A 25,336-nucleotide genomic window follows, 5' to 3' on the forward strand; every position below is an offset into this window, starting at 1 on the left:
AAGTAATCTGAAAAAGAACGAGTTAGAATTGCATATTAAGGCGCGTTTGTTTGGCTATGCTGACAGGCTTCCCATTGCTATTCTAAATAGAAAAAATAACGATATCCGTGACGCGCTCACGCTGGATACTCCGATTGTTAACTATGTTAGCGAAAAAAATAAAACGTTTTTGCAGGCGACTCTATTGAGCAACAGCTTGGCACACTCGCCGACAAATCTGATCAATGGTACTGTTCAATTGCTGGCGTAAGCAGTACATCATTGATGGAAAGACGATTACTTATGGCGATTTGGTCATGCACCTGGCTGAGCTGAAAAAGACGCCGAAGCGGTTGCCTCAAATTTCTTTTGCCAGAATGAATAGTTTCATCAGTGATTACCTTTCTGACAGCAACAACAGGGGTAGCGGAAAGAGCGATGCGTTGAAGGCGTGGTTTACATTCAAAGCCACTTCGTTACCCAAAACCTATCAGGCGTATAAAAATTCCACGTCAAGTATACGAAATAGAGGAGTTGTAAGATGAGAGCTGTCGAATGTTCGGCGGGATATCGATGCTTACGAAAAGTGCTGATGAGATGGATGCGGCAACTGCCACAATTATGCCACTTTGGCAGCAGTTCTATCAGGACATCTATCCAAGCAATTGTCAGGTGGCGTTGTCTATGGTGTTTATTCTAATTACGAATCGGACGCAAGTGGGTAGCTTGACGTCTAATATACCGCCGTCCAGTCGGCATCCAGTCCGGCAACGGCTTTTTACGTCATTTATTTATCTTTACACTTCATAATGAAAAACACCCCAAAGGTTGGTTCGTCGTCCAACTTTTGGGGTGTTTTTCAGTTGCCAACCTGCGATAGGGGCAGGCGGCCACAGGGCCGCAATATCGGCTAATGCTTTGATTACTTCAGTTTTGTTTCTTTGTAATCAACGTGCTTGCGCACAACGGGATCAAATTTTTTGATCAGCATTTTTTCCGGTGTGTTGCGTTTGTTTTTGGTCGTTGTATAGAAGTGACCCGTACCAGCTGTGGATTCCAGCTTGATTTTTTCGCGAATGCCTTTTGCCATGATGGGCTCCTGGAGTTAATCGTTAATAGGAATGAATTAAACGCTTTGGCCGTTGGCGCGCATTTCAGCCAGAATGACATCAATGCCTTTCTTGTCGATTGTGCGCAGTGCGTTTGTAGAAACGCGCAGACGGACCCAGCGGTTTTCACTTTCAACCCAGAAACGACGGCTCTGCAGGTTAGGCAGGAAACGGCGTTTTGTTTTATTGTTTGCGTGTGAAACATTATTACCGGACATTGGGCGTTTGCCGGTGACTTGGCATACTTTTGCCATGATCGTGACCTCGTTAAGTTTGAAGACCTGATTTTTGGCCCAGGCCAGCCTTCTGTAAAGGTTCCTGTTGCAAATGCATTTGCTGCACCAGGAACTGAAAATATTACCCTAAGGACGTACTTATTCAGGGTTAGCCAAAGATTATAAGACGAAAAACGAAATGAATTCAAGCATTTATTGCGAAATCGTTAGATTTGGCCCACGTCTGAGTCATTAACCAGCCCCATCGCTCTGCATACCCGGCCATTCTCCTGTGCAATCCCACAGGAGGTGATATTTGGGCTTTTATTTGTTTAGCCATTTCTTGCTCTGCACTGGGCAATTTTATGCGTTGCCGAAATAACGATCGGCAGGCCGGGCCAACACCTTGCCGCAAAGCAGGGCGAGCACAGTGCAAACCGAGAGGCCGACATAAAGCGGTACCGCAGAATCAGTCAGGCTGCTGCTGACTGCACTGCTGCTGAGCGTACCAAACAGAAACTGCAGGCATCCCATCAAGGCGGAGGCCACACCTAACCGATGTCCCTGGTCTCGGAGCGCCAGTGCGGTTGCATTGGGCAGAATGAATCCCAGGCTTGTGGTAAAACCCAGCAGCGTCAGTGTCAGCAAGGTTAGATTGAGCATCCCGGTCAGAGCAAGCCCCAGGCCGATAAGAATACTGATACAACCGCAGGCCAGGGCTGTGCGCAAAATGCCCAATGGTGAGTGAACGCGCAATAGGCGGGCGCCGATCTGGGAGCCCACAATCAGTCCAAATGCGTTCAGGCCGAAAAACAGGCCGAAATGCTGTTGCTGTACGCCGTACATATTAATGAAAACGGTGGGTGAGACGGATATATAGGCAAACAAACCCGACATGCCGATCCCGCCAGCCAGCGAAAAGCCCATGTAGTTGCGGCTGCGAAGCAGATTGGCATAATTTGATGCGATCGTGCGCATTTGCAATGGGACTGCCTTCTCCGGCGGCATGGTTTCTTTCAAGCGGAATATTGCCAGCACGAACATAATGGCGCTATAGGTGAGCATAATGGCAAACAGTCCGCGCCAGCCGGTCACGGGCGACAAATAGCCACCCATCAGCGGTGCCAGGATGGGAGCAACGCCCATGATCAGCATCATCATGGACATGGCTACGGCCGAGTCGCGCGTATTGAGCTGGTCCCGGATGACCGCGCGCGGGATCACCATGGCTGCAGCAGCGCCACAGGCCTGGATACAGCGGAAAAACAGCAGGGATTCAACACTGGTTGCCATTGCACAGCCGATGGTGGACAGCATATAAATCATCAGGCCGCCAAGTAGCGGTTTCTTACGCCCGTAGCGATCGGCTATCGGTCCGTAAAAGAGTTGCGAAATTGCCAGTCCGAGCAGATAGGTCGATACCGTCAGTTCAACCCGGTTCTGCGGCACTTGCAAATCGGCCGAGATCGCCGGGAAAGAGGGCAGATACATATCGATGGTAAGCGGACCGATCGCGGTCATCATACCTAGCAGCCATAACCAGAGGGGGACTTTTTTATCGATAGACTTCGATGTTGTGTTTTGCACACTATCGTTTTTGGACATTGACAGATTTCCAGTACCAGATGGCAAGTGTGATGGCGCAAAGCAGCATGCTAAAACTGCACATGATCCAGAGAGAGGCGACGCCGGGCGGCGCACCCGGGACGAGGATGGCGGCAAGGCCGTCAAGCATGCGGTAACCAGGACCGAAGCCGAAATACCAGCCGCCCAAAAGGCCAATGCCAAAGAGGGCCCCGGTCTGGATCACAAATGGCATAGTCGCTATTTTGTGCGCCCGCAAAATATAAGAGAGCATACATTGTAACGCATCACTGGTATGCAGCAGCGGAAGTATCGTTAGCAAGGCGTAGGCCATGGCGGCGATAGCAGGATCAGAGGTGTAGATCTGGATGATTTGCGGCCTTGCTGCCATGACAACGGTCAGGCTCAGGGCGACGCCGGCCAGCCCGATGCCGATACCGATACGGGCCAGGCGTTTTGCCTGTTCGGGTTGGAGCGCTCCCAGGGATTGGGCGACCAGCGACGACGTGGCGATACCGATGGCCAGGGGAAACATATACAGCAGCGAGACCAGATTGGCCAGAATTTGGTGGCCTCCCGAGACGAAGGTGCCTTCGCGGGCTGCCAGCAGTGCCATAAAAGTAAAGGAGCTGACTTCAGCCAGGTAAGATCCGCCCATGGGCAGGCCCAGTCGCAGGATTTCTTTCTGCGCCGCCCACGCTGGGCGGCCGAGCCGAAGCAGAAATTGTGCGTAGAAAGGGTCGCGCAAGACGGCGGCGATGCCTGCTGCCAGCGCAATCCAGGACACGATTGCGGTGGCGGTAGCAGCCCCGGCGCTGCCCATTGCGGGAAAGCCCCCATGTCCGAAAATAAGCAGCCAATTGAAGAGCAGTTTTATCAAGACCGAAGCCAGACTCACGTACATGACCAGGCGTGGCCGCTGCACAGCCGTAGCCAAGGCGTGAACGCAGCGGAACATCAGCGCAGCCGGCAATGCGAGGCAACAGATCCGCAGGTAAACGGCCACTTCCTGGCGCACCTGCACTGGCAGATCACCCGAGAATCTGAGCCATACTTCGGGAAAAAGCAGGAGCGAGCCGCCCGCAGCCGATAAAAACAGCGACAACCAGATGCCCTGACCAATATAGCCGCCGATTTCTCCATAACGCCTGGCGCCGAACAATTGCGCGCAGATCGGGACCAGTGCATGAACGACACCCATCAATCCGATATGGATCGTCATGAAAATCGACACGGACAGCGCCATTGCCTGCAGCGAAATTGGATTGGTATGGCCCAACATGGTGCTGTCCAGTACGGCGAAGGCCATGCCGGCCCACTGACTGATCAGCATCGGCCACGCCAGGCGCACGATCTTGCGAACGGGCCCGTGCTCGGCAGTTTGAAGGGGACTGCGTGGCATGATTAATTATTTGGCAGGCAGTTGAATCAGGCGAAACACTTCATGCCGGTCTGGCCGGCGCTTTCCCTGCCAGATCAAGACAGCATTGTCCGGATATGGCTCGGCCTCGTCTTCGATTTTTTCAAATGTCGTTTGGAGCAACACGTAGCGGCATTTGGCATCGAAGGAAAATTGCAGTCCGTCAAATACGTAGAAGGCGGCGCGCTGTCCCAGTCCTACGCCGTGCTGACGTATGCAGTCTGTCGGAATATTGCTTTCCTGGATGACCGTGGCCAGCTCCTCGGAGACGGCTTTATAACTGCGGTTGTAGTTGATTGACGGCAGCCATAGCAGTGCCAGCAGCATCCAGGTCAGCGTCAGACCGGTGGCCGACAGGACAATACCACGCCAGATGACAGCCGGGTTACTGCGCAGGCGCCAGGACACGGTCAAAAACCAGGCGACGCACACGCCGATGGACAAAACCAGCGTAATGATAGAGATCTGCGGCTCAAAGCCGGTCAGCAGTCGTGTGATATTGTGATGAATCTTCGTTGGCCAGCCAAAATTGAGCGCAATCCATCCCAGCCAGGTGGCCACCATCGCCAGCGACATAATCATGATTGAGAACCAGTCCAGCGTATTGACGAAGGAACGCCGTAGCGTGGGCAGGGAAAGCGCGGCAAGAATGGCGCACGGCACGGCAAGCATGGCGTACTCGGACTCGAAAGCATTTTTCTGGAAGACCACGGTGACGATGGCAGCGCCAAGCAATAATGCGGGGATGAAGATATGCGGCGCATCCATCCATTTGCGCCAATTCCACAAGGCGATAATCATGAATGGCCAGGTTGGCCACAGAAACCATGACAGGTTGCGCAGTGTAGATAACGTTTCGGTTGGCGATGGCAGGCTGAACAGAGCGCTGTTCCAGAATACGTAACTATTGATCCAATAGGTGTTGGCGTTGCTTGCGGCGGCCAGCCAGGGCAGGCAGCATGCCGTGGCCAATGCCAGGCTCCACAGCAGCCAGAGCTTCTGTTGCCGGCCGAAATGGCGAAAACACACCAGGGCGAGCAATGCAAGCAGTACCGGGACTCCGCCGATTGCCCCCCGCGTCAGACAGGCGGCGCCAAGTCCGATACCGGCCAGCGTGCTGCCCTGTATCGGATGGTCCAGCATGCGCGCCATGCCGTAAAATGCCACCGCCTGACAGGCCATAATCAACGGAAAATTGGACGTTTCGTGCATGCGAATGACAATACCGATCGTCGCAATAATAAACAGCACCGCCGCATCGGCAATCATCCTGCCGTAGTCCTGCGGATTGGGTTCCCCACCGAACGGCAGGGCTAGCGGCTGGCACTCCTTGCGTCGCGCCAGTAGATAAGTACCGTACCAGGTGGCCCAAATGATAATGAAAAAATAAATAAAGATCGGCAGACGAGCGGCGGTGATCTGAGCTTCCAGCGGAGCCTGGAACAGGCCAAAGATCGGACTGAACAACTGGATGAAAAGTGTTCCAATCCAGGTCAGCAGCGGCCCTTCCTGGGCGTACGCATAATTGCCAATTTGAGGCAGCAGCCAGCCATCCGTCTGCCCGCGGAACGCGGTGAGCATGGTAGCAAGCCCGGTCAGGTCATCGGTTTTCCACGGATCACGATAGAACAATCCGGCAAAAATATACAGAACGCCGACGACCAGCAGGGCTGTGCGGGAAAGTTTGCGGGTCGCGATTTCGGTCAGGCGGGAGGGCGTTGTGCGTTGCATGTATTGGTGTTGGTGTACAACTAAGGGATTTCACGCATTTTAGCTGAAAAAGCATGGCTAAAAACCCTGCTGCGTTATTTGTTTCGCTCCGTGACAATAGAATCCGGTCGTGCTGCGTCGATTTGTTGGTCAGGCCCGGGCAACGGGCGACGGTGCGCGGGAGGCGTGCTTGAATGGTGGCGATAAATCCGGGCAGCAGGCGCATCTGTCAAAGATGGGCGAGCGACGCTCATGGCCAAGTGGAGTTAGGGGGGCGAAAGGGAGTCGGTAGAGGGAACGGGTACTGAAGGAACGGGGGCAGCCGAAGGAAAGGGGAGCTAAGTGAAAGATGCTAGAGGGAAAGGTGCTAGAGGGAAAGGTGCTAGAGGGAAAGGTGCGGGTGGAGAGCAGGTAGAGGGGCGGTCAGTAGAAGGAAAACCGTCAAAGTCCGAATGGGTAAAATCTGAGTCGTTGGCCGCAGGTTATTGGCGAGGTCACTACAGAAGTCCAGAGTACAGAAGCCCGGGGCGCCAAGCACATTCGGCATAAACTGCGCAATAAATACTGTTCAGTTTATGCCGAATATGGGCTGGCTGAGTGCGGTCTGGTTTTATGGCAGTGCAAGTCGGGCAATGATTGATGCGCGGCTTCGGAACACTGACTATGCAGGAACCAATGAAAACCAAATAGCGATCAGGACGCTTTTTTGCGTGTGCCGGCGGTGCTGGCGAAACGAGCGCGGAATTTTTCAACGCGACCAGTTTCAACAATACGCGTTTGCGCGCCAGTGTAAAAAGGATGGGACTCTGCGGTCACATCACATTTGAAAAGCGGATAGGTTTTGCCATCCAGTTCGATGGTTTCGCGTGAGTTCAGCGTAGAGCGGCTGATGATTTTTGAACCGGTCTGCTGGTCCAGAAACACGACTTCGCGGTATTCTGGGTGAATACTATCTTTCATGATTAATCCTGAGGGTTTGACGGGTCGCCAGCCTTTTGCGCTTCAATTTGCATTTCATTCAACTTGCACTTCGGAAATTGAGGAAATGACAGGTGCAAAAAGCAACGTATCCAAAATTTAATCCAGCATTCTAACACAGAAGTCGTTGAATACATAGCGTATTCGGCGAAAAAACGACAGGAAAACGTCAGCGGCAATTGCCTTCTTTGCCTGCAGTCCCGCTTTGATCATCTTGTTCAGTCAGGATTTGACGGTCAGCCCCGGTAAATCGACGGTAATGTTGGCCGAGCCCAGAGCTTGGATACAATGTCGGGCCAGCAATTGGCGCTGGTCCGGGTGGTTCTGTAAAAAATCATGGCCCATGGCGTCGGTAATGCCCAGGATCCGATCAAGGACCAGTACTTTGCCGCTGGGCCGCAGCGGCTCGCATTCGAGCGCTTCCCATTTCTCAACCAGCCATTGCTGTGATTGCGCGGCAAGCGCCGGTGCCGGGTCCAGGTTCAATTGAACCTGCAATGTACGGGTCGGAGTAAAAATGAAATTGACGTCACAGCGCATAAGGCCTCCGGTCGGGTAAACAATACTGCCAGACAGCACTGTAGAAAATATCGGAAAAAAACACTGTCACGATCATGACAATGTCACGCTGGGACCGGTCATGCCTATTTAACCGCTATTATTCGCCATTGGCCGCAGTCAGCCATTCACAGGCATGGCAAGCACGGAACCTGACGCTATACCATTATAGCGACCGTAATATGGCTCTTACCGGACTGGCGTCGGCATTGGTCCATTTGAGTGGCAACGCGATCAGTTCATAGTCGCCCTCGGGCACATCGTCCAGGACCAGATTCTCCAGTACTCGCATATCGTATAGGCGAACACGTTGATGGCTATCGAGTGACTTGCTGTCGGCCGGATCAACGCTGGGGGTGTCGATGCCAATCAGAATAATCCCATGCTGATGCAGCAAATCCATCGTTTCAGGCGCGAAGCTGGCAAAATCCGGCGACCAGATGCCGGTGCGTGCCTGCTGGCAGCTGCGCACCAGCAATCGGGGCGGACAGTCTGCCAGCGCACCTGCAATATCGCCAGGATTGATCAGGCCACTGGCGCGCATTACATGTCGTACGCGGCACGGGCCGATAAAGGGGGTAAGTGATAAATCGCCTGCGGGACTGCCGTGGCTATCATAATGCAGTGGCGCATCGGCATGAGTGCCTATATGCGGGCTTAGCGTGACTTCACTGACGTTAACAGGGCACGCGTCCGACAAAGTCGAGCTCCAGGCCTGTCGATAGGGCGTGTCGCCTGGAAACACCGGCGACTGTGCGTTGACTGGCGCTGAAATGTCCCAAATAGGTTCATGGCTCATGGTGATAGATCCTGCTCGGGTCGACTGGACCGGCAAATTGGGAAACCGTTAAAGTGTGACTGCGGCATAGGCAGTATAGCAGTTGACATTGATTACAGCTTGCCTAGTTCGGCCAGCGATATCGCCGTTCCCCCGGCCACAATAATATGGTCTACCAGCCTGATCTCCAGCAGTGCCAGTCCGCGACGCAGTTGCTGGGTCAATTGGATATCGGCCAGACTGGGTTCGGCCAGACCCGAAGGATGGTTGTGCGCCAGAATCACGCCCCAGGCGTTGTGTCGAAGCGCCGTGGCGGCAATTTCCCGGGGATATACCGCGGTTTGGTTCAGCGTGCCGCGCGACGCTTCTTCGTAGTGAATCAGCTGATGCCGCGTATTGACAAGCAGCAGCAGGCATTTTTCCACCACCTCGTGCGATAGCAGGCTAACGCAGAAATCCCGCACAATCGCCGGGCGGTTAAGTTCCATATGAAATTGCATGGTGTCTTGCATGTGGCGGCGGGCAAACTCGACGGCGGCCAGGAACGAGCAGATTTTGGCGTCTCCCAGGCCTTTTATTTGTTTCAGGGAGTGGTAGTTGCCCAGCAGCAGGTTGCGCGGGCCGCCCGCCTGTTCAAGCACATACCGGGAAAACTGCATGATATTCATGTTGACCGTGCCGGTGCGCAGCAAGATGGCCAGCAGTTCTGTGTTTGAGAGTGCGGCGGCGCCCTGGGTCAATAGTTTTTCCCGAGGCAACAGGCTGCCCTCGGGGGGATGGACAAAGCCGGCAGGCGCGTCCTTGACAGAATTGGGGGAATTGGCGTTGTGCATGTTCAATGTCGGCTAAAATAGAGGTTTACTGAAACGCACTACGGTGACAGATTTTGACCGCGAATTCCCAGCCCATGAATCCAATTGTCCATGCCCAATCCTACCTGACTCTGCACTATCGTATTACGCTGGCGTCAGGACCTGGGGCCGGTTCGGTTTTTATAGACACCTTTTCCGGAAAACCAGGCACGCTGCAGTTGAGTACGGGACAATGGTCTCCTTCCATGGAAGCGCCGCTGCTGGGTCATGCCGAAGGGGAATCATTCAGCTACGGTCTGCCGGCAAACCAGGCTTACGGGGACCGTAACCCGGAACTGCTGCAGCGGGTCACCCGCCAGATGCTGGCCCGCGATGCCGGCGCTGATGCTCAGTTCGAACCGGGCGATATGGTGGAATTTACTGCCCCCAATGGCGGACGCTATTCCGGCATTTTCCGGCAGTGGGATAACGAGACGGCTCTTTTTGATTTCAATCATCCACTGGCAGGCGTCGATTTGCGGATCGACATCAAACTGCTTGGAGTTCTGTAATGGCTCAAAACAGCGAAGTGATTTTGGCGGAACCCCGCGGCTTTTGCGCCGGGGTGGATCGCGCCATCGATATTGTCGAACGCGCCTTGGAGTTACACGGCGCACCGATCTATGTCCGTCATGAAATTGTGCACAACAAGTTTGTGGTCGAAAGTCTGCGAGGCAAAGGCGCCATTTTTATCGATGAGCTGGATCAGGCGCCTGCAGGCGCTATCGTGGTGTTTTCTGCCCATGGTGTTTCGCGGGCGGTGCGCGCCGAGGCGCAATTGCGGGATCTGCGAATTTTTGATGCAACCTGTCCGCTGGTGACCAAGGTGCATATCGAGGTTGCCAAAATGCATGCCGCCGGCCGTGAAATTATCATGATCGGTCACAAGGGTCACCCCGAGGTGGAAGGCACGCTGGGGCAGGCGGTCGGTCGCATGCATCTGGTGGAAACACCTGAAGATGTGGCGGCATTGCAGGTAGACGATCCGGACAATACTGCTTTTGTGACACAAACGACGCTTTCCCTAGATGATGCCAAACGCGTTGCCGACGCGCTTAGGAAAAAGTTCCCGGGCATCGTCGAACCCAAGAAAAGCGACATCTGCTACGCTACCCAGAATCGGCAGGACGCAGTCAAGGTTCTGGCGCCCGATTGCGATCTGTTTTTCGTGGTGGGCAGCGTCAACAGCTCCAATTCGAATCGTTTGCGCGAAGTGGCCGAACGGCTCGACTGCGCGGCATACCTGATTGACAACGCACAAGCCATCCAGCCCGAATGGGTACAGGGCGCCCGCAAAATCGGTATTACCGCGGGCGCTTCGGCACCGGAAGTGCTGGTCCAGGAGGTGGTGGAGCGGTTGAAGGAGCTGGGTGCCATTTCGGTTCGCAGAATGGATGGCGCCAAAGAAAACGTGACGTTCCCATTGCCAAAGGAACTGTCCCGCAAACAACAGGCAGGGAGATGATGCAGATGAAGTTATACGGGTATTTCAGGAGTTCGGCGGCCTATCGGGTCAGAATTGCACTGAATGTCAAGGCGCTGGGGTATGAGTCGGTGCCTGTGCATTTGATTCGTGACGGTGGTCAGCAATTGGCGCAAACCTACCGCGAACTGAACCCGACTGCATTGGTGCCAACTTTCATCGATCAGAACGTGAGCATCGGTCAATCGATTGCCATCATGGAATATCTGGAAGAAGCCTATCCGCAGGTGCCCATTCTGCCGGCTACACAGGCGGGTAGGGCGCGCGTCCGTTCATTGGCGCAATTTATTGCATGTGACATTCATCCGCTGAATAATTTGCGGGTACTCAAATACCTCAAGCGTGAACTGGGCGTCACTGAAGAAGTCAAAAACGAATGGTATTTGCACTGGATTCGCCAGGGTTTTGATTCGCTGGAAAAAATGCTCGCTTCGTCGACAGACACCGGGATTTTCTGCCATGGCGATAGCCCCACAATGGCAGATTTCTGCCTGGTGCCGCAAGTGGCCAATGCGCGGCGCTTTAACCTGGATCTGAACCCATATCCGACTATTGCGCGCATCGACGCCGCCTGCAACAAGGAAGAGGCGTTCATCAACGCCGCGCCGGACAATCAGTCCGACGCTGAATAGGCGCGAGCCAGCAACCGGCAGGTCTCAAATAGCGGCAGTCCCATAACGCCACTGTAACTGCCGCTAATGGATTCCACAAAGGCCGATGCCAGGCCCTGGATACCGTAGGCGCCCGCTTTTCCGATCCCTTCGCCCGATCGAACATACCATTCGATTTCATCCTGGCTTAGCGGTTTCATTATTACATTTGTGATAGAAACGTCTTCGTAAAACCTGTTATTCCAGGCCAGTACGATGGCGGTATGCACTTGATGCGCCTGACCGGCCAGGGCGGCAAGTGCCTTGCGTACGTCATCTCCTGTGCTGGCTTTGCCAAGTATCTGCGAACCCATCATCACCGTCGTATCGGCGGTCAGTATGGGCCGCGGCGGGAGGCTCGATGTGTGCAAGTGCGCGAGCGCCCGCTCGGCCTTGTCTCTGGCTGTGCGCTTGACATAGCTGGCAGGATGCTCGCCCGGCAACAAGGGTTCATCTTCGCCGGGAGTCGCTGGCACATGCAGTACGTCGTGCGCAATTGCCATTTGCTTTAGCAGTTCATGCCTGCGCGGACTGGCCGACGCCAAAAAAATCGCCTGTTCCTGGATCCGCGCCGTCAAGGATGGCGTGGTCCCAGCCAACGGCGTAACGATTGCGGTTTTGCCAAAGATGTTCATAGTTAAAGATAGCGTGCCTGCGGCTGCCGGCTCAGGCACGATGATAGGGATGGTTGGTCAGGATGGCCCAGGCGCGATACAGTTGCTCGGCCAGTACGATACGAACCATGGGATGCGGCAAGGTCAGCGATGACAGGCGTATCAGGCTGGTGCAGTCCTTTTTGAGGCCGGCATCCAGTCCGTCCGGCCCACCGATCAAAAAGGTAACATCCTGTCCATTGCTGCGCCAGCCTTCCAGCTTGCCCGACAAGGCCATGGTGGTCAAATCGCGGCCATGTTCGTCCAGTGCAATAACCAGACTATCTGGGGCCAGTGCCGCCTGAATGCGGCGTGCTTCTGCTTGCATCATTTGTGCCGGCGTTTTTCCCGAGGTCCTCGGTTCCGGCTTGATTTCGCGCAGCTCAATGGTGCAATCGGCCGGCATTCGCTTGGCATAGTCTTTCCACGCGGTTGTGACCCAGTCGGGCATGCGGTTGCCAACGGCAATAACGGTGAGCTTCATAGGACGGCTTATTCTTCCATATTCTCGTCGCCATCGGCATCAGAAAATCCCTGCATGGCCAGGCCCTTGGACTGGTCCAGCAGCCGGACGCGAACCGGCTTGTCGCCCCACACGGCTTCCAGATCGTAGTACTGACGGATGGCCGGTTGCATGCAGTGGATGACAATATCGCCAAGATCGACAAGTACCCATTCTCCGGATTCCTGGCCCTCGAGCGCAATGATTTGTATTTTCTGGGCGCGGGCGGCGTTCACGACGCTGCTTGCGAGGGCACGTGTCTGCCGGTTGGACGTGCCGCTGGCGATAACGACCCGGTCAAACAGACTGGTCAGATGGCTTGTGTTAAACACCCGGATATCCTGGGCTTTGACATCTTCCAGCGCATCAATGACCAGACGTTGCAGTTTTTGTATATTCATAGGTGATAAGGTTTTCCGGTTCGGGGTAATCGGCAGCGTAATAATCGCTATCGGTAAAGGCTGTAAGTCTTAATGTAATCCAGAACGGCCGCCGGAACAAACGCAGAAACATCCTGCTCCTGACCAATGCGCGCCCGAATCTCGGTCGAAGAGATATCCATGGCCTTGAAGGGAAGCGTAATCAGTCCCTTGCCGTCGCGCCGTAACAATGCGTCCAGTTCTTTCGGAATCTGTAAGGGATGGTCGTTACGCCAGGCAACGGTCAGTGTGACGTAGTCGGTAATTTCCTGCCAGTTTTGCCAGCTGCAGAAATTGTTAAGCTGGTCGGTGCCCAGCAGCCAATAGTATTTGGCATCGCGCGGCAGGCTGCGCAGGGTATCTATCGTGTAGGTTGCGCCTTCGCGGTCGATTTCGATGTCATTGACAACGATTCCCGGTTCGCCATCAATGGCCAGGGCCAGCATTTTCAGTCGCTGGGCGCCGCTAACCTGTAGCGGCTCTTTCTGCCACGGGTTGCCGGCCGGAACAAGCTGGACCTCATCCAGCGCCAATGCACGCAGCGCCGTTCTGGCCAGGGCCAGATGCGCCAGGTGGACCGGATTGAAACTGCCGCCTAGCAGTCCGATTTTTTTCATGCCGACTTCAGGGCGCGCCAGCCGATGTCCTTGCGGTACTGGCTGCCGTCAAAGCGGATTTTTTCAATGGCGTTGTACGCGGTATCGCGTGCAGCGGCAAGTGTGTCGCCCAGCGCAGTCACGCACAGGACACGGCCGCCCGAGGTTTGCAATGTCTCTTGCTGCAGGCGGGTGCCGGCGTGAAAGGTAACGCAGTTGGCACTGGCATCGGGAATGTGGGTGATGACATCGCCCGTACGCGGCGTGCCGGGATAGTTGTGCGATGCCATGACAACGCCCACGGCGGTGCGCGGATCCCACTCGATTTGTGCTTGATTCAGCGTGCCAGCTATGGCGTGCTCTACGATCTCGGAAAAGTCGTTGCGGATGCGCATCATGATGGGCTGAGTTTCCGGATCGCCCATGCGGCAGTTGAATTCCAACACCTTGATCGGGCGCGTCGCGTCCGGACCGTCGCCAATCATTACGCCGGCGTACAGAAAGCCGGTATATTCGATTCCGTCGCTGGCCATGCCGTGGATAGTCGGCCAGATGACTTCGTTCATAATGCGGTCATGCAGCACCTGGCTGACAACGGGCGCGGGCGAATAGGCACCCATGCCGCCGGTGTTCGGGCCCTTGTCGCCGTCTAGCTGGCGCTTGTGGTCCTGGCTGCTGGCCATGGGCAGCACGTGCTTGCCGTCGCACATGACGATAAAACTGGCTTCTTCGCCTTCCAGGCACGCTTCGATCACGACGCGTGCGCCGGCGCTGCCCAGCGAGCCATCGCCCAGCATGCTGTCGATGGCGGCATGGGCTTCTTCTTCGGTTTGCGCCACAACAACCCCCTTGCCGGCAGCCAGGCCATCGGCCTTGACCACGATAGGCGCGCCCTGTTCGCGAACGTATTGGTGCGCGGCCTGCGGATCGGTAAAGGTCGCATAGGCAGCCGTGGGTATGCCATGACGCAGCATGAAGGCTTTGGCAAAGTCCTTTGAGCTTTCCAGTTGCGCGGCAGCCTGGGTGGGGCCAAAAACGGGCAGGCCCTTGCTGCGAAACAAATCAACCGCACCGGCGGCCAGCGGCGCTTCGGGCCCGACGACGGTGAGTGCGATTTGTTCGTCCTGCGCAAACTGTGCCAGTTGCGCCAGATCGGAGATGGGCAGGTTAGTCAGGGCCGGATCGGTGTCGGTGCCGCCATTGCCAGTCGCGACAAATACTGTTGAAATACGTGGCGACTGCGCCAGGCGCCAGGCGATAGCATGTTCGCGTCCACCGTTACCAATAACAAGAGCCTTCATGGGGTGTTTCATCCTTCTTCCGTTTCATTGAAGACTGCGGTGGTATACACCTCCTGCACGTCATCGAGACTTTCGAGCTGATCGAGGATTTTCTGCATTTTTTTTGCATCATCGCCGGTCAATTCAGTTTCATTTAGCGGCTTCATGATGACGCCTTCCATTTCGGGCGTCAGGCCAGCCTTTTCAAAAGTGGCACGCACGTCGGAATAGAGTGGGGGTTCACACAGCACTTCGATCAGCCCTTCGTCATCGGTGACCACATCTTCGGCGCCGGCTTCCAGCGCCACTTCAATGATCTGGTCTTCGGAGTAGTCGGGACTGAAAATAAACTGGCCACAATGCTTGAACATGAACGCCACTGAACCGTCCTGGCCCAGATTGCCGCCATGCTTGGTGAGCGCATGGCGTACATCGGACACCGTGCGGGTGCGATTATCTGTCATGCAATCGACGATGACGGCCGCGCCGCTGACGCCATAACCTTCATAGCGTATGGATTCGTAGTTGTCGCCATCAGCCCCGCCCGCGCCGCGCGTAATGGCGCGCTGGATGTTGTCTTTTGGCATATTGGCAGCGGTGGCTTTGTCCCAGGCCAGGCGCAAGGCCGGGTTGGTATCCGGATCGGGGCCACCGGCACGCGCGGCGACCGTGATCTCACGAATGATTTTTGTCCAGATTTTTCCACGCTTGGCATCCTGGCGACCTTTGCGGTGCTGGATATTTGCCCATTTACTGTGACCTGCCATGGTTTGATCGACTCTTGAAGTAGCAAAATAAAGAATTTTACCCTGAACAGTCACAAATTTTTATAGAATACGGCTAGTTTACGTCGTTTTACCGACATTTGGCGAGAAAGGCTGTTCCCCGGGAGCAGCATTGCGCCTGTTATAGGTGCCGGCTCAGGACATCGTCAAATTGCAGTGATCCGCAGTCGGATGGCCTCAAGCGGCCTTAAACAACACACAGCGAAATAAAACGAAATAAAGGAAACTCCATGGCAGATCCTGTACTCATTGCAAAAAGTGGTCAGACAGATGTCCTCATGCTGCCACAAATGGCTAACCGTCACGGTTGTATCACGGGCGCGACCGGCACCGGGAAAACGGTGACGCTCCAGGTGCTGGCACAGGCGTTTTCACGCATGGGAACGCCGGTGTTCATGGCCGATGTCAAGGGAGACCTGACCGGCATCTCCCAGGCGGGCACAGACAGCCCGAAATTGCAGGAACGCTTGCAGAAGTACGGGCTACCGACACCGCAATGGGGCGCGGCCCCGACCGTATTGTGGGATGTGTTTGGTGAGCAGGGACACCCGGTGCGTGCGACGATTTCTGATATGGGGCCCTTGCTGCTGTCCCGGATGCTGGATCTGAACGACACCCAGACCGGCGTGCTCAACCTGGTATTCAGGGTGGCGGACGACGAAGGCCAATTGCTGCTGGACCTTAAGGATTTGCGAGCCATGCTGCAAAACGTGGCGGACCGCGCCTCGGAACTGCGCCAGAACTACGGCAATGTATCGGCGGCGTCGGTGGGTGCCATTCAGCGTGCATTGCTGCAATTGGAATCGCAGGGAGCCGATCATTTTTTCGGCGAGCCCATGCTTCAGATCCATGATCTGATCCGTACCGACGCCAGTGGGCAGGGCGTCGTCAATATTTTGGCAGCCGACCGCTTGATGCAGTCGCCCAAGCTATACGCGGTGTTTCTGCTGTGGCTGCTGGCGGAAATCTACGAAGCTTTGCCGGAAATCGGCGATCCCGACAAACCTCGTCTGGTGTTTTTCTTCGACGAAGCCCATTTGCTTTTCACCGATGCGCCTGCCGCGTTGCTACAGAAAATCGAGCAAATTGTCAGGCTGGTGCGCTCAAAAGGGGTTGGCGTATTTTTTGTGACCCAGAATCCATTGGACATTCCCGACACCGTATTGGGTCAATTGGGTAACCGGGTGCAGCATGCCTTGCGTGCTTTTACGCCGCGAGATCAACGCGCCGTAAAAACGGCGGCTGAAACCATGCGCCCCAATCCGGATCTGGATATCATCCAGGCCATTGCGGAATTGGGTGTGGGTGAAGCCTTGCTATCGTTCCTGGATGCCAAGGGCAGCCCTGGCATTACGCAGCGCGGCTGGGTCATGCCGCCGGCCAGCCGCATCGGCCCGGCCACCGACGCGGAACGCCAGGCGCTGCGCAATCAATCGCAATTTGGCGGCAAGTATGACAAGCCTGTCGATCGGGAATCGGCATTCGAGGTGCTGGCCAAACGGACCGAGGAAAAAAATGCCGGACAGGCCTCGGCCAAGTCGGCAGCCGGCAGCGGCCAGGACGAAGGTCTGCTGGGAATGGTCAAGGACTTTATGGTCGGCTCTACCGGCCCGCGTGGCGGTAAACGCGACGGGGTGGTGCAGCAGGTGGCCAAAAGCTACGTGCGCGGCGTGGCAAGACAAATGATTCGCGGCGTGCTTGGCTCGCTGATCGGTAAAAAACGCTAGCTGAACCAGGGACGCTGGTTTGGTCGATTGCCCGCATCCTGGCGGCCATAATCGATGCCATTTCAACGGCCGGTGACCGATTGTCTGTTTCTCAGAGGGAAGGAGTCCGGTGCCATCCGGCGAGTTATTGGGCGCTAAGGGGTGCACGGGGCCGCAACGTGTCCTAGCGGGGAGCAAGCGGGTTGCAGATGGCTGAAGCCGCCTCAGGCAGAAGGGGGGCTCTTGTTACAGGAGAGTACGCAGCCGCTATCGTCTTCCAGTTCCTTGAGCAGGCGTTCGTAGGTTTCGGTGTTGCCATTTTGCTGCATTCGTTGCAAAAAGCTGATCAGCAGCGTGGTTTCTTCGTTGGTAAAGCCCTTCAGGTGCGCATTGAGTGCGCGCGAGACCGCAGGCATCAGTTTTTCGGTAACGGTGTGACCTTTTTCCGTCAGTTCCAGCTCTACCACGCGACGATCGTGCATTGAGCGCCGCCGTTTCAGGAAGCCCTTTTTTTCCAGACGGTCCAGTGTGCGGGTCATGGCGCCGGTGTCCACTTCGGCAGTGCGCGCGACACTGGCCGGCGTATTGGCTTTTTCCAGGCCGATGATGGCAATCGGGTGCCATTGCGAGGCGGTCAGGCCCAGCGGTTCCATTTCGGCTTCGATCATTTGTGATATCGAATGGAAATTGAGCCGGATCAGGTAACCGATATTCTTGAGCCCCTTGTTGTTTGCCGCATTGGTATAAAAAGGGCCACAAGCTTCGTTGATCGCGCTCGATTCAACAGCGGTATCCTGTGTGGCGGCTTCAGGAGAAAGGGGGAGCGTGCCTTTGTTCATTTGAATTGCTGCCTAAGCAGATTTTGACTGTATCATAGTAATTATTTTAACTGACTCCGTTGATTTAATACAGCGTATCGTCTTAAATACACTAATCTGTTTTTATCCATTGTGGCTTACAGAAAACTCAGGAGGGTAGGGTGGCAATGTCTTCACGAAAAGTAGAAATCAGCGAACACGGCGATATCGGTGTCATGAAAGTGATTACCGAAGACGTCGGCGAGCCGGCCGACAATGAAGTGCAGATAGTGCAAAAGGCAATTGGCCTTAATTTTATCGATATTTATTATCGCACTGGCCTGTATGCGCAGCCACTGCCGCATGGGCTGGGTTTTGAAGCCTCCGGTATTGTCCAGGCGGTGGGCAGTCGCGTCACCCACGTGAAAAAGGGAGATCGCGTTGCATACGGACAAAGCCCGATAGGCGCCTATGCCGAGTTGCGCAATGTCCCTGCAGCCAATGTGCTCAAAATCCCTGACTTTTTGTCGTTCGACGAAGCGGCTGCAGTCATGCTCAAGGGGTTGACCGTGCAGTATCTGTTTCGCCAGACTTATCGCTTGCAGGGCACCGAGACCATTCTGTTTCATGCCGCCGCCGGCGGCGTTGGCCTGATTGCCTGCCAATGGGCCAGAGCCCTCGGTGTCAAGCTGATTGGTACGGTTTCCAGCCCCGAAAAGGCAGATCTGGCCCTGTCGCATGGCGCCTGGGCAACCATCGACTATAGCAAGGAAGATGTGGTAGAGCGCGTGCTGTCGCTGACCAATGGGAAGAAAGTGCCGGTGGTGTACGACGGTGTCGGCAAAGATACCTGGGAACGATCCCTGGACTGCCTGCAACCGCGGGGCCTGATGGTCAGTTTTGGTAACGCATCGGGCGCGGTGACCGGCGTTAATCTGGGTATACTGGCCAGTAAGGGCGCGTTATATGTAACCCGGCCCACGTTGGGTCCGCATGTGGATACCCCTCAGAAACTCAAAGCCGCTTCTGATGAGCTGTTCGATATGATCCGACGAAAGAAAATCAAGGTGCAGATTGATCAACGCTACAGCCTGGAAGACGTCGGAGAGGCGCATCAGGCGCTGGCGTCGCGTAAAACCACGGGCGCTACGGTAATCACGCTGGAGTAGGTCTGGCGCGGTTACTGCGCGAAACTGCGCGAAACGGGCATTCCGGATCAGGCTCATGAACTGTTGGGCTTTCGGGATGCCCGGCCACTGGCCGCGCGGTCCATTGGCGTTACTCACTCAGGCTGCAAGTGGCTGGGCGTCAGTAATGGCCTAAGCCATTGACTGCCACTCACCGACCGCAAGCTTCGGGCCGCAACATATTGCGTATAAGCCCCATGATCCCGCTATCTGTTATTCATCGCCCATCAGCGCCTGGCGTGTTTGCACGCTTTTAAGTTCGTTGAGCCACCATTGCAGGCCCTTGCCGACGGCGCGACCGTGAGATGGGTTGCGCCAGGCATAGTTACTCTGCACGACACGCGGGCAGGCCGCCACTTTCTTGACAATCAGCTCACCGGTTTCCAGATAGGGTTTGGCATGCGAATAGGGCAGGAAACCACAGCCCAGGCCCATGCGATGAGCCAACACCTTAGCATGCAGGTTCGGTACGGTAAAGACACGTTGCATTGCTTGTATGCCATATGAAATACGGCGCGCATATCTGGCCGAATCGGCGGCGGCAACCGATTGGTATTGAGCGATCAGTTGCTCTTGCAGCGGTTCAGGTGCCGTGGCCAGTGGATGCTGCGGAGAAACGACAAATACAAATGAAATTTTATTGAGCGGCATCGAAACGATGTCAGCGCTTTGCAGCGTACTGCTTACGCCTATGGCCAGATCCGAATGACCGGCAACTAGAGTCTCCCAGGTGCCATCCAGGACTTCTTCGCGGATACGCAGTTGCGTGGGCACATTGAGTGCAAAAAATTTCTCGCACAGCTCAAACAGCACCTTACGTGAGACGATCGTGTCTGCGCTGATGGTCAGCAGCGGTTCCCATCCGGTCGCAATCCGTTTGACGCGATGGGCGATCTGCTCAACCGTGTTCAGCAGTTGCCGACCCTCGTCAATCAGCTCCCTGCCGGCGGGTGTTAATGCAGCATATCGGGACTTGCGATCGAACAGCAGGACATCCAGCGCGTCTTCGACTTGCCGCACGCGATAGGTTAATGCGCTGGGCACCACATTCAGCTCGCGGGCAGCAGCAGCGAAACTGCCTTTTTCGGCAATGAGCACCAGCATCTGGATCGTTTCGGGCGTCAGTACCTGGTGAATTTCTCGGGTGTGGGGCGTGCTCATGTCGCATTCAATGAACGATAGATACGCCAATTATAAGTTCAAACGATGAGATTGGACCAAGTCGCATTACAATCGAAAAAGTTCTCTCAATCAGTTCTCTCAATCGTGAAGGATAGTTATGCAGAAAGTGAAGCTGGGGAAAAGTGATATTGAAGTCACCGATATTTGCCTGGGTACGATGACGTTTGGCGAGCAGGTCAGCGAATCAATTGCATTTGAAATATTGGACCTGGCCATTGCTGAAGGCGTCAATTTTCTGGACACGGCAGAAATGTATGCCGTTCCGACACGCGAGCAAACCTTTGGCGCGACCGAGACAATCATCGGCAACTGGTTCAGCCGCCGGCCCCAGGCGCGCCAATCGGTGGTGCTTGCAAGCAAGGTTGCCGGCCCGTCTCGCGGGACGCCCTGGGTTCGTAAAGGCGAAGGCCTGACCGCAGCCGATATTATTTGTTCCTGCGAAGGCAGCCTGAAGCGGCTGCAGACCGATTATATCGACCTGTATCAAATTCACTGGCCGGCCAGGCCCGTGCCGGCTTTTGGCAATCGCTATTTTGATCCGGAAAAAACCAACCCCGACCAAAGCAGTATTGAAGAACAACTGCGGGCCATGGATCAGCTGGTGCGGGATGGAAAGATTCGCTATGTGGGTTTGTCGAACGAAACGCCTTATGGCGTCGGGGAATTTATTCGCATCGCGCAGGCGGAGAATCTGCCCAGGGTGGCAAGCATACAGAATCCGTATTGCCTGCTCAATCGCTCCTATGAAAATGCCCTGGACGAAACCTGTCATCATCTTGGTGTATCGCTGCTGGCCTATTCTCCGCTGGGGTATGGCTTGCTTACCGGCAAATATGATGAGTCGGGCACGACCGGCGAGCAGGCTCCGAAAGAGGCCAGGATCACCCTTTATGAATCGGTCCGCAAGCAGCGCTGGGGCCGCCAGGCGTCGCTCGATGCGGCTCGGGTATATAACGCACTGGCTCGCCGGCATCAGTTGACGCCGGTGCAACTGGCGCTGGGTTTTTGCAATACCAAATGGCAGGTCGCCAGCACGATTATCGGCGTCAGGACGCCGCAGCAGCTTAAAGAAAATCTGGCTGTCAGCGGATTTACGCTGGACAGCCAGATTATGCAGGAGATTGATGCGATCCGCTTAGATCATTTTGATCCGGCGCAATAGTCCTTTACGCGGGCCACTTCGTTCTTGGAGCCAAGCACCACGCCCACGCGCTGGTGTAATTCGGTGGGCTGGATGTCCATGATCCGGTTGACCGAATCGGTGGCCATGCCGCCAGCCTGCTCAATGATAAAGCTCATGGGGTTGGCCTCGTACATCAGGCGCAGCTTGCCGGGTTTTTTGGGATCGCGGGCATCCCACGGATACATGAAAATGCCGCCACGGGTCATGATGCGATGGACATCGGCCACCATGGACGCAATCCAGCGCATATTGTAGTCTTTGCCCAGCGGCCCCGTCGTGCCGGCCAGGCAGTCTTCAATGTACTGGCGCATGGGTGGCGACCAGTGACGCATATTGGACATATTGATGGAGAACTCCTGAGTGTCTTGCGGGACACGCATGTTTTCATGCGTCAACACCCAGCTACCAAGTTCCCGGTCCAGTGTGAAGCCCATGACGCCGTTGCCGATCGTCAATACCAGCATCGTCTGCGGACCATAAACTGCATAGCCGGCCACAACCTGCTGGCTGCCCGGTTGCAGGAAATCTTTCTCAGTGACCTCGCGTCCCGAAATATCGGCAGGCGCCTTCAGGACAGAGAAAATCGTACCGATAGATACGTTGACATCAATATTGGAAGAGCCGTCCAGGGGATCGAACAGCAACAGGTATTCTCCCTTGGGATAGCGGTTCGGAATGTGATGAATCGTCTCCATCTCTTCGGACGCCATGCCAGCCAAATGGCCGCCCCATTCATTGGCTTCAAGCAGAATTTCATTTGACATGACGTCCAGTTTTTTCTGCACTTCGCCTTGAACATTTTCGCTTTCCAGGCTTCCCAGTACGCCGCCCAGCGCACCTTTGCTCACTGCATGGCTGATGGCCTTGCACGCGCGAGAGACAATTTCGACCAGCAGGCGCACTTCTGCCGGTATGGCATTGTTGTTACGCTGCTGTTCAACCAGATACTGGGTTAGGGTTTTTCGTGACATAAGGTCTCCGGAAAATAATTAAATATTCAATGCTTTGGAAACAATCTCGCTCACATTGCTGGACAGATCGCGATGGTCGCGAACCTGTTCAAGCGAAGATTTCATTTGTGATCGCAGTGCTGGAGTATAGCGCGCCCAGTTGTCCATGACACGCGCCAGGCGCGATGCGACCTCAGGATTGATGCCATCCAGTGCCAGCACTGCTTCGGTCCACAAAGCGTAACCCGAGCCGTCTTCGCTATGGAAACCCTCGGCGTTGTTCATGCAAAACTGGAAAATCAGAGAGCGGGCGCGGTTGGGATTGCGCAAAGAGAATGCCGGATGCGCCATCAATCCGCGAATGGTTTCCGTACGGGTGTCTGCGGCCGTTGCCTGCAGGGCGAACCATTTATCGATCACCAGCGGATTGTGCTGCCATTTTTCGTAGAAATCCACAATCGCTTCCTGCCGTTTATCACCATGATGATAATTAACGATGGCGCCCAGTGCACCCATGCAGTCGGTCATGTTCTGTGCCGCCTGGTATTGGACCAGTGCCTGCTGGCATGCAGCCTCGTCGCCGGCTGCCATCAGGAACGTGAGCGCAAGGTTTTTCAGACTGCGACGCCCCGCACTGATTGGATCCGGGCTGTATGGTCCAGGTGTGTCGTTTCCTTGCAAAGTTGCGGACCATTGCGCTGCGGCCACCTTGCCCAGATTTTCACGCGCAGCCTGGCGCGCTTTGGCCAGCCATACCGGTTCTATCGGATCCATTTGCTCTGCGAGGAATTTTTCCGACGGCAATGCCAGTAGGCGTGCACGGTAACCGGCATCCAAGCCCGCATCCTGCAGATTGTTTTTCCACACCTGTACGAAAGTCTCGGACAAGGCGGCCTGCAAGCCCTGTTGTAGTTTGCTGGCCAAGCCAATAATTTCGCGCGTGGCCAGCGCCTGTCCAGCTTCCCATCGGGCAAACGGATTGGGGTCGGCTTTGGCCAGCACCGCCAACTCCTGATCTGTCCATTCGTATTGCACAGTGACCGGCGCCGAAAAATCGCGCAGCAGCGAAGGCACGGGCCGCTCGGCAATATCGGTAAAGGTCCAGGACTGGCTTTGTTCTGTCAGCTCCAGCAGGCGCGTGTGGTCGCCGGTATCACAAGCGCCATTGGACTTGCTCGTGTCGCCAGTCTCACGTAGCGCCAGCGCTTGTCCGTCGGCCGAGAGCAGACCGATGGCAAAGGGAATATGGAAGGGCTTTTTGTTAAAGTCCTTGCGGATTTTTTCCACACCGACCAGCGGTGTGTGCTGCGTCAGCGTCAGTGTTACGGTCTGTTGCTGCTTATCATGGCTCATCTGTACCCGAACCCGCGGCGTGCCTGCCTGGGAATACCAGCGTCGGAAAATAGACAAATCGCGTTGCGGGTGCGATTTGGCATAGACGTATTCCATGGCGTTGACAAAATCGTCGCAGGTGACAGCCTGTCCGTCGTGGCGGCGGAAGTATTCGTCCATCCCATCGCGAAAACCTGCTGCGCCCAGCAAGGTGTGTTGCATGCGGATGACTTCGGCCCCTTTTTCGTATACTGTTGCGGTGTAGAAATTGCCGATAGATTCGTAACTGTCCGGGCGTATTGGATGCGCCATGGGACCGGCATCTTCCGGAAACTGGCCAGCGCGCAGTATACTAACGTCGTCAATGCGTTTGACGGCGCGGGCACTGGCTGCGGCCTGTTCGTCCAGACCCGCGGCCATCATGTCGGCAGTAAATTCCTGATCCCGGAAAACTGTCAGGCCTTCCTTGAGGCTCAGCTGGAACCAGTCGCGACAAGTGACGCGGTTGCCGGTCCAATTGTGGAAGTATTCGTGGCCGATCACGGCCTCCACGGCAGAAAAATTGGCGTCGGTCGCGGTATCGGGATCGGCCAGCACATAGCCGGAATTGAAAATATTCAGTCCCTTGTTTTCCATGGCGCCCATATTGAAGTCGCGCACTGCGACGATCATAAAGCGGTCCAGATCCAGCTCCAGGCCGAACCGTTTTTCGTCCCACACCAGGGAACGCTCCAGCGAGCTCAGCGCCCATTCGGTTTTATCGCGGCTGCCTTTGTCGCTGTATACCTGCAGCAGCACGTCGCGGCCATTGTGGGTCTGAACCGTTTTTTCACGCACGTCGAAATCGCCTGCAACCAGAGCAAACAGATAACTGGGCTTGTGAAACGGGTCGTGCCACACTGCCTGATGGCGGCCATCGGGCAGGTCGGTGGACGACACCAGATTGCCGTTGGACAACAAATACGGATACTTCTGCTTGTCGCCCGAAAGCGTAACGGTATAAACGCTCATGACATCCGGGCGATCGGGGAAGTAGGTAATGCGACGAAAGCCTTCGGCTTCGCATTGGGTGAAAAAACCGCTACCCGACTTATACAGGCCCATGAAGAGGGAATTGGCAGCCGGATCCAGCGTCGTGCTGATGCGCAGTTCGAAGGAACCGGACAGTTGTGCAATGACCAGCGCCTGCTCACTCAGTTCGTAGGCGTCTTGTGCCATAGGCTGGCCATTCAGGTAAATGGCGTCCAGGCTAATATCTTCGGCGTTGAGTACGAGATCGGCAGGACCATCATTTTTGGCAGTAAATTTCAACGTCGATGTCACGACGCTGCGGCTTTCATCCAGTTGGAAATCGAGCGCTACTGCATCTAGGGTAAACGGATAGGGCTGGTAGTCTTTGCGATAGACGGTGGGGCTGGTTTCTTGGATCAATTCTGTAGGCATGGTGGT

26 protein-coding genes are annotated in these 25,336 nt (G+C 55.4%); 7 read left to right on the forward strand and 19 right to left on the reverse strand.

What is annotated here, in order from left to right; all coding sequences use genetic code 11:
- The first annotated feature begins 28 nt into the window (after positions 1 to 28).
- On the forward strand, positions 29 to 250 hold the full coding sequence (locus CAP48_RS20345) for a hypothetical protein (protein WP_197707251.1): 222 nt from the start codon (positions 29 to 31) through the stop codon (positions 248 to 250).
- A 651-nt stretch (positions 251 to 901) separates the two neighbouring features.
- On the opposite strand, the gene rpmG is transcribed toward CAP48_RS20345, so the two are convergent.
- From rpmG to radC, 9 genes are all read right to left on the reverse strand, one after another.
- The gene (gene rpmG, locus CAP48_RS09915; protein WP_100696024.1) at positions 902 to 1,069 is read right to left on the reverse strand and encodes a 50S ribosomal protein L33; all 168 of its coding nucleotides are present in this window, start codon (positions 1,067 to 1,069) and stop codon (positions 902 to 904) included.
- A 36-nt stretch (positions 1,070 to 1,105) separates the two neighbouring features.
- Positions 1,106 to 1,342, reverse strand: a complete 237-nt coding sequence (rpmB, locus tag CAP48_RS09920) for a 50S ribosomal protein L28 (protein WP_014750398.1) — start codon at positions 1,340 to 1,342, stop codon at positions 1,106 to 1,108.
- Between the two features lie 324 nt (positions 1,343 to 1,666).
- On the reverse strand, positions 1,667 to 2,908 hold the full coding sequence (locus tag CAP48_RS09925) for a multidrug effflux MFS transporter (protein ID WP_100696026.1): 1,242 nt from the start codon (positions 2,906 to 2,908) through the stop codon (positions 1,667 to 1,669).
- The gene (locus CAP48_RS09930; RefSeq protein WP_100696028.1) at positions 2,892 to 4,289 is read right to left on the reverse strand and encodes an MATE family efflux transporter; all 1,398 of its coding nucleotides are present in this window, start codon (positions 4,287 to 4,289) and stop codon (positions 2,892 to 2,894) included. The genes CAP48_RS09925 and CAP48_RS09930 overlap by 17 nt, the downstream gene beginning before the upstream one ends.
- Positions 4,290 to 4,295: 6 nt before the next feature.
- Positions 4,296 to 6,038, reverse strand: coding sequence for a glycosyltransferase family 39 protein (locus tag CAP48_RS09935; protein ID WP_100696030.1), 1,743 nt, complete (start codon positions 6,036 to 6,038; stop codon positions 4,296 to 4,298).
- A gap of 672 nt (positions 6,039 to 6,710) precedes the next feature.
- On the reverse strand, positions 6,711 to 6,977 hold the full coding sequence (locus CAP48_RS09940; RefSeq protein ID WP_100696032.1) for a type B 50S ribosomal protein L31: 267 nt from the start codon (positions 6,975 to 6,977) through the stop codon (positions 6,711 to 6,713).
- A gap of 240 nt (positions 6,978 to 7,217) precedes the next feature.
- Positions 7,218 to 7,535: a hypothetical protein gene (locus CAP48_RS09945; protein WP_100696034.1), complete on the reverse strand. Its 318-nt coding sequence runs from the start codon at positions 7,533 to 7,535 to the stop codon at positions 7,218 to 7,220.
- Between the two features lie 184 nt (positions 7,536 to 7,719).
- Positions 7,720 to 8,352, reverse strand: coding sequence for an arylformamidase (kynB, locus tag CAP48_RS09950; RefSeq protein ID WP_100696036.1), 633 nt, complete (start codon positions 8,350 to 8,352; stop codon positions 7,720 to 7,722).
- A gap of 92 nt (positions 8,353 to 8,444) precedes the next feature.
- Positions 8,445 to 9,164, reverse strand: coding sequence for a DNA repair protein RadC (gene radC, locus CAP48_RS09955; RefSeq protein WP_242444379.1), 720 nt, complete (start codon positions 9,162 to 9,164; stop codon positions 8,445 to 8,447).
- Between the two features lie 74 nt (positions 9,165 to 9,238).
- Here radC and CAP48_RS09960 point away from each other — a divergent pair, with 74 nt between their 5' ends.
- From CAP48_RS09960 to maiA, 3 genes are read left to right on the forward strand one after another with little or no spacing between them, the layout of a single operon-like run.
- Positions 9,239 to 9,694, forward strand: coding sequence for a peptidylprolyl isomerase (locus CAP48_RS09960; RefSeq protein ID WP_100696038.1), 456 nt, complete (start codon positions 9,239 to 9,241; stop codon positions 9,692 to 9,694).
- Positions 9,694 to 10,647: a 4-hydroxy-3-methylbut-2-enyl diphosphate reductase gene (gene ispH / locus CAP48_RS09965; protein ID WP_100696040.1), complete on the forward strand. Its 954-nt coding sequence runs from the start codon at positions 9,694 to 9,696 to the stop codon at positions 10,645 to 10,647. Before CAP48_RS09960 ends, ispH begins: the two co-directional genes overlap by 1 nt.
- 5 nt (positions 10,648 to 10,652) lie before the next feature.
- Positions 10,653 to 11,297 carry a maleylacetoacetate isomerase gene (gene maiA / locus CAP48_RS09970; protein WP_100696770.1) on the forward strand — a complete coding sequence of 215 codons (645 nt, stop codon included), beginning with the start codon at positions 10,653 to 10,655 and terminating at the stop codon, positions 11,295 to 11,297.
- Here maiA and CAP48_RS09975 read toward each other — a convergent pair.
- Genes CAP48_RS09975 through CAP48_RS10000 form a run of 6 tightly spaced genes read right to left on the reverse strand, consistent with a single transcriptional unit; the run spans position 11,279 to position 15,532 of the window.
- Positions 11,279 to 11,950 carry a nucleoside triphosphate pyrophosphatase gene (locus tag CAP48_RS09975; RefSeq protein WP_192871306.1) on the reverse strand — a complete coding sequence of 224 codons (672 nt, stop codon included), beginning with the start codon at positions 11,948 to 11,950 and terminating at the stop codon, positions 11,279 to 11,281. The genes maiA and CAP48_RS09975 overlap by 19 nt on opposite strands.
- 31 nt (positions 11,951 to 11,981) lie before the next feature.
- Complete coding sequence (gene rlmH / locus CAP48_RS09980) at positions 11,982 to 12,452, reverse strand: 23S rRNA (pseudouridine(1915)-N(3))-methyltransferase RlmH (RefSeq protein WP_100696042.1); 471 nt, start codon at positions 12,450 to 12,452, stop codon at positions 11,982 to 11,984.
- A gap of 8 nt (positions 12,453 to 12,460) precedes the next feature.
- Positions 12,461 to 12,871, reverse strand: coding sequence for a ribosome silencing factor (gene rsfS / locus CAP48_RS09985; RefSeq protein ID WP_100696044.1), 411 nt, complete (start codon positions 12,869 to 12,871; stop codon positions 12,461 to 12,463).
- A gap of 47 nt (positions 12,872 to 12,918) precedes the next feature.
- A complete protein-coding gene (nadD, locus tag CAP48_RS09990) occupies positions 12,919 to 13,506 on the reverse strand; it encodes a nicotinate-nucleotide adenylyltransferase (protein WP_100696046.1) in 588 nt (195 codons plus the stop codon).
- Entirely contained in the window at positions 13,503 to 14,786 is a 1,284-nt protein-coding gene (purD, locus tag CAP48_RS09995) for a phosphoribosylamine--glycine ligase (protein WP_100696774.1), read from the reverse strand. Before purD ends, nadD begins: the two co-directional genes overlap by 4 nt.
- Before the next feature lie 8 nt (positions 14,787 to 14,794).
- Positions 14,795 to 15,532 (reverse strand): YebC/PmpR family DNA-binding transcriptional regulator, encoded by a 738-nt coding sequence (locus tag CAP48_RS10000; RefSeq protein WP_100696048.1) that lies wholly within the window; start codon positions 15,530 to 15,532, stop codon positions 14,795 to 14,797.
- Positions 15,533 to 15,780: 248 nt separating this feature from the next.
- On the opposite strand from CAP48_RS10000, the gene CAP48_RS10005 reads away from it, so the two are divergent.
- Positions 15,781 to 17,277 carry a helicase HerA-like C-terminal domain-containing protein gene (locus CAP48_RS10005; RefSeq protein WP_100696050.1) on the forward strand — a complete coding sequence of 499 codons (1,497 nt, stop codon included), beginning with the start codon at positions 15,781 to 15,783 and terminating at the stop codon, positions 17,275 to 17,277.
- A gap of 203 nt (positions 17,278 to 17,480) precedes the next feature.
- Here the strand turns inward: CAP48_RS10005 and CAP48_RS10010 are convergent, their stop codons facing one another.
- A complete protein-coding gene (locus tag CAP48_RS10010; RefSeq protein WP_100696052.1) occupies positions 17,481 to 18,095 on the reverse strand; it encodes a MarR family winged helix-turn-helix transcriptional regulator in 615 nt (204 codons plus the stop codon).
- 146 nt (positions 18,096 to 18,241) lie between these two features.
- On the opposite strand from CAP48_RS10010, the gene CAP48_RS10015 reads away from it, so the two are divergent.
- On the forward strand, positions 18,242 to 19,222 hold the full coding sequence (locus CAP48_RS10015; protein ID WP_100696054.1) for a quinone oxidoreductase: 981 nt from the start codon (positions 18,242 to 18,244) through the stop codon (positions 19,220 to 19,222).
- A 231-nt stretch (positions 19,223 to 19,453) separates the two neighbouring features.
- Here CAP48_RS10015 and CAP48_RS10020 read toward each other — a convergent pair whose 3' ends face one another.
- Positions 19,454 to 20,401 (reverse strand): LysR family transcriptional regulator, encoded by a 948-nt coding sequence (locus CAP48_RS10020; RefSeq protein ID WP_100696056.1) that lies wholly within the window; start codon positions 20,399 to 20,401, stop codon positions 19,454 to 19,456.
- Positions 20,402 to 20,519: 118 nt separating this feature from the next.
- Between CAP48_RS10020 and CAP48_RS10025 the strand changes: the two genes are divergently transcribed.
- Positions 20,520 to 21,584 (forward strand): aldo/keto reductase, encoded by a 1,065-nt coding sequence (locus CAP48_RS10025; protein WP_100696058.1) that lies wholly within the window; start codon positions 20,520 to 20,522, stop codon positions 21,582 to 21,584.
- On the opposite strand, the gene CAP48_RS10030 is transcribed toward CAP48_RS10025, so the two are convergent.
- Together CAP48_RS10030 and pepN are read right to left on the reverse strand one after the other, a co-directional pair.
- Positions 21,563 to 22,576 carry a class 1 fructose-bisphosphatase gene (locus CAP48_RS10030; RefSeq protein ID WP_100696060.1) on the reverse strand — a complete coding sequence of 338 codons (1,014 nt, stop codon included), beginning with the start codon at positions 22,574 to 22,576 and terminating at the stop codon, positions 21,563 to 21,565. The two genes, CAP48_RS10025 and CAP48_RS10030, sit on opposite strands and share 22 nt — an antisense overlap.
- An 18-nt stretch (positions 22,577 to 22,594) precedes the next feature.
- Positions 22,595 to 25,318: an aminopeptidase N gene (gene pepN / locus CAP48_RS10035; RefSeq protein WP_100696776.1), complete on the reverse strand. Its 2,724-nt coding sequence runs from the start codon at positions 25,316 to 25,318 to the stop codon at positions 22,595 to 22,597.
- Positions 25,319 to 25,336 lie beyond the last annotated feature (18 nt).

Origin of the sequence: Advenella sp. S44 (assembly GCF_002810445.1) — a bacterium.
In the GTDB taxonomy this organism is placed as follows: Bacteria; Pseudomonadota; Gammaproteobacteria; order Burkholderiales; family Burkholderiaceae_B; genus Advenella.